At 51.5% G+C, this 4,658-nt stretch carries 4 protein-coding genes; all 4 read left to right on the top strand.

Annotation, left to right across the window (positions count from 1 at the left end; translation table 11 throughout):
- On the top strand, nucleotides 1-1,183 hold a 1,183-nt coding region (locus VIM87_RS08805), incomplete at its 5' end, for a TonB-dependent receptor domain-containing protein (RefSeq protein WP_331996624.1).
- 22 nt (nucleotides 1,184-1,205) lie between these two features.
- The gene (locus VIM87_RS08810) at nucleotides 1,206-2,810 is read left to right on the top strand and encodes a RagB/SusD family nutrient uptake outer membrane protein (protein WP_331996625.1); all 1,605 of its coding nucleotides are present in this window, start codon (nucleotides 1,206-1,208) and stop codon (nucleotides 2,808-2,810) included.
- 56 nt (nucleotides 2,811-2,866) lie between these two features.
- The gene (locus VIM87_RS08815; RefSeq protein WP_331996626.1) at nucleotides 2,867-4,012 is read left to right on the top strand and encodes a SusE domain-containing protein; all 1,146 of its coding nucleotides are present in this window, start codon (nucleotides 2,867-2,869) and stop codon (nucleotides 4,010-4,012) included.
- A 25-nt stretch (nucleotides 4,013-4,037) separates the two neighbouring features.
- Nucleotides 4,038-4,658 (top strand): hypothetical protein (locus VIM87_RS08820; RefSeq protein ID WP_331996627.1); only part of this gene is annotated, 621 nt, incomplete at its 3' end.

The raw sequence follows: 4,658 nt of genomic DNA on the forward strand, positions 1-4,658 counted from the left end.
GCTCCGCGGCTCCTGGGGCCAGCTGGGTAACCAGCAGATCATTTCCAACTACGGTTACCTGAATATATACACCACGGTAAGCAACAGTTACGGTTTTAACAACATCCCCGCATCCGGCAGCTCCTTTGCGGTGGGCAACCCTGTGATCACCTGGGAATCTGCGAATTCTGCGAACATAGGGTTTGACCTGTCTATGCTGAACAACCGGCTCACCATCAGCTATGATTACTTTCACAAGATCACAGACAATATTCTGCTGCAATTGCCCGCTCCCGGCCTCTATGGCGCCACACCGGCCTTCCAGAACGCCGGAAAGGTAAAGAACCAGGGCTTTGAGCTGGCGATAAACTACACAGCGAAAACAGGCGCCTTCAATCATACCATCGGCGCCAACCTGGCGGACAACCTGAATGAGATCGCGGACTTCCGCGGCAGAACCACCATACAGGAAGGCGATGTTACCTACATTAACCGTGAAGGCTTCCCGATCAGCTCTTACTACGGATACCAGGCAAACGGATTTTATCAGAACCTTGATGATATTAAGAACAGTCCCAAACCCACTTTCGCGAATGAGGTGAAGCCGGGCGATATCAAGTATGTAGACCGGAATGGAGATGGTATCATCGATAACAGGGACCGTTTTGTTATGGGGAACCCCTTCCCCCGCTATACTTTCGGGCTTAACTACGGTGTTACCTGGAAAGGCTTTGATGCCAGCATTTTTATACAGGGTGTTGGAAAGCGTAACGTTTACATGCGCGGCGAAGGTGTAGAGGCATTTCACAATAACTGGGACGATGTATATGATCAGCACATTGACCGCTGGACACCGAATAATCCGGACGCATCATATCCCCGCCTGACCATTGGCACCGCTTCGGTGAATAACAACGCCAACTCAACTTTCTGGCTGGCCAATGCCGCCTATGCAAGATTGAAGAACGCGCAGATCGGTTACACATTACCATCTGATCTTACAAAGCGGGTGAAGATCGAGAAAGTGAGAGTATACCTCACCGGCCAGAACCTGCTCACTGTTACCAGCATGACCAGCGGCTTTGACCCTGAGCTCACGGAGTTCAATAACACCCTTAACCTGAACCAGCTTAGCAGCGCTACCAGCGGGCGTATCTACCCCGTGCAGAAAGTATGGGCAGTAGGGCTGGACATCAACTTTTAACCACGTTTAAATGATCGAATTTATGAGGATTAGAAAGTATAGCTTAATAGTGATGGGAGTACTGCTACTGGGTTCGGCAGGCTGTAAAAAGCTGGACCTGGGGCCCTCCTATCAGGATACCGACCTCACCTTCTGGCAAAAGCCGGAAGCCGCGGCACAAAGCCTCAACAACTGTTATGCAGGCATGTATTCCGACGATTACTTTTTCTTCAATGAAAGCCTGAGTGATAATGCCTTTTGCTCCAGCCCTGTTAACGGCGGCGCCGTGCAAAGCATTGCTGCAGGCTCGTACGATGGCCGTACCAACCGGGTAGCAGGAGAATGGGCTTTCCATTACGGCGGTATCCGCAATGTCAATAACCTGCTGGCGAATATAGATAAGGTACCCAACCTCGCTGCAGACCTGAAGGCCCGCTACCAGGCCGAGGCCCGTTTTATCCGCGCCTTCCACTATTTTCATCTCATTAACTGGTACGGTAATGTGCCATTGATAAAAGACGAGATCTCTTACGATGAAAGCTTCAACATTGCACGCTCACCTAAAGCCGATGTGGTCAGCTATATACTCTCTGAGCTGGATGAAGTGACCGCCCTGCTGCCGCTGAGATCAGCATATCCGGAAACAGACAAAGGCCGTATTAGCAAAGGTGCTGCCGCAGCGCTTAAAGCCAAGCTGCTGCTGTATGAAAGCCGGTGGGCTGATGCGGCTACCGTGCTGGAAGGCATCATGGGCGGTACCTATGGCACCTACACGTTGTATCCTTCCTTCTCAGGCATCTTTCAGCCGGAAAATGAGAACAACAGCGAAGTGATGCTGGACCTGGAATTTGTGCCCGTGCAAAGAACACAGTCCATGCAGCGCTTCTTTATTCCTTTTACGGAAGGTACGCTCATTACCGGCATGGCGCCTTCGCAATCCCTGGTAGATGATTTTATCATGGCTAACGGCAAGGGCATCAACGAATCAGGCTCCGGCTACAATGAGAACACGCCCTTTGCACAACGCGATCCCCGCCTGGAAGCAACCATCATACATGACGGCTCTTCTTTTGTCACCAAACGCGGAGAAACAGTCACTATACGCACGGCGCCCGGTACAGGGGATAATGCGGTGGATAAAGCAGACGCCTCTCCCACCGGATACTACTTCCGTAAATACTACGACCGCACGGCAGACGGCAATAACAATTCCGGCCTGAACCTGATCCTGATCCGCTACACCGATGTGCTGCTGATGTATGCCGAAGCTAAGGCTATGCTCAACCAGATGAATGAAGATGTGTGGAATAAAACAATTAAAGCCATCCGTCAGCGCGCCGGCTTCACAGATCCTGCAGCACTTAACTATGCTAATTATGCAGCTATAGGCAATGCAACCATGATCAACCTGGTGCGCCGCGAACGCAGAAGCGAAATGGCGCTGGAAAGCAGCCGGATCTTCGACATCCGCCGCTGGAAGATAGCGGAGACAGTGCTGAACGGCACCCTTTACGGTATGAAGGTAGGTAATACCAACCTGGCCGTAAACCGCCGTGTGTTCGACGCCGGCAAACATTATCTGTGGCCGGTGCCGCAGGCTGATATTGAAATGAATAAAAACCTGCTGCCCAACAACAGCGGCTGGTGATCATTCTTATCCATTACCAGGTGCAAGCTCTATCAACATTTATCAAATCAACTATCATGACACGTACTTTAAAATTCAGGATATATACCATCTTCGCCGTACTGGCCGCCCTCGGCGTTTTCTCCTCCTGCGAAAAGGAAAAGGAGATCAACAGCAACATCTCCACTGTAAAGGAATTGTATTACCCCGAAGTGGGCAGGTACTTTAAGCTGCAGCCCGCCACCAATGCAGTGGTGAATTTCGAATGGAGCGCCGCCAGGGCTGAAGACGGCAGCCTTGTAATGTATGAAGTGGCATTCGATACCGTTGGCGGAGATTTCAAACGCCCGGTGTATTCTGTAGCCTCCAATGGCAACGGCGTGCAGAACTCCCTTTCGCTTTCACACAAAATATTGAACAGCATTGCCAGCAAAGCAGGCATTCAGCCCGCCACCACCGGCTCGCTGCAATGGACGGTGATCGCCAGCAAAGGCCTTAATGAAAAACGTGCCGACTCCACGAGAACGATCGTGATCGAAAGGCCTTCAGGCTTCACTGAAATACCGGCCAATGTATTTATCACCGGTGAAGCTACCGAAGGTGGTACCGACCTCTCGAAGGCAAATGCCATGAAGCTTGGTGCTGACGGTGTATTTGAGATCTTCACACGCCTTAAAGCCGGCGCCTTCCATTTCGCAGACCGCAACAGCGGCACGCCGGTGACCTATTCCGTACAGGGCACCCGCCTGCAGGAAGGCGGTGAGAACCAGCAGGCTGCTGAAAAGATCTATCGCATCCGCCTGGACTTCGCCAATGCTGCTGCTGAAATGATTGAGATCACTGACGCGGGCGTTTTCGCATCTGCTTATAATAAAGTGATCGGCAAGCTTACCTATGCCGGTAATGGTACCTGGACTGCGCAGAATGTTCCCATTGCCTATTATGATTTCGGCAGCTGGAAAGATGACCGTTTCAAGTTCCAGTTCACCACCGCAGATGCAGGCGGTACACCCGGCACCCAGTATTACGGCAGCGTAAACCAGTCCAACTCCACCCCGCCGGATGCCAATACACCGGAGGCTTACTATCGCATTGTACCGGTAGATAATTCCCAGTGGGATTACACCTACAAATATCCCGGCGGTTCCGACGGTAAAGCTGGTGACTTCACCCTGAAACTGAATGCACAGGGAGAATATTCCTATCAACTAACCGTGCATTGATTGCTGAATCATTAAAGCGAATTACATGAGATCGATCATTCTAAGTATAACAGCCGCGGCGCTCATTCTTACAGGATGTTACAAAGAGCGGGAAGACGTACCGGTGAAAGTTGAGCGGGATACTACTTCCACCACCCTCACCTACAAGCTCAAGGCGCGACAGGTCCTCGACGACATTTATAAAAGCTACGGCATCGGCGGCAGCCCGTACGTTAAAGAAAGCTATCCCGTACAACCGGGAGACCCGAAATATGCTTATCTGTGGCCCTATTCAGCTATGTTCACCGGCGCAACATTATTGAAGCAGCTGGGATATACAGATGAGGTGGCGCAGGGGTATTACACCAGCACCCGTACCGGTATGGAAGGCTATCTCGACGCCACGCGGACACCTGCAGCCTATCAGTCCATTCCGGTAAGCGAAGGCATGGCAGACCGTTTCTACGATGATAACGCCATTACCGGGATAGACATGCTTGAAGCTTTTCACGTAACCGGTGATGCCCAGCTGCTGCAGAAAGCAAAACTGTGCTACACCTTCTGCGCCTCGGGCGAAAGCCCGGAAGCCGGTGGTGGCCTGTACTGGAACGAAGGGGTGCTAAATAATCCGGATCATCCTGATTACATCAAAGCAACCAATGTGACT

It is taken from the genome of Chitinophaga sp. (genome assembly GCF_036569125.1).
Taxonomy (GTDB): Bacteria; Bacteroidota; Bacteroidia; order Chitinophagales; family Chitinophagaceae; genus Chitinophaga.

Coding starts and splice junctions, on each gene's coding strand:
- VIM87_RS08815 (WP_331996626.1), top strand. CDS start 2,867: ATGACACGTACTTTAAAATTCAGGATATATACCATCTTCGCCGTACTG.
- VIM87_RS08810 (WP_331996625.1), top strand. CDS start 1,206: ATGAGGATTAGAAAGTATAGCTTAATAGTGATGGGAGTACTGCTACTG.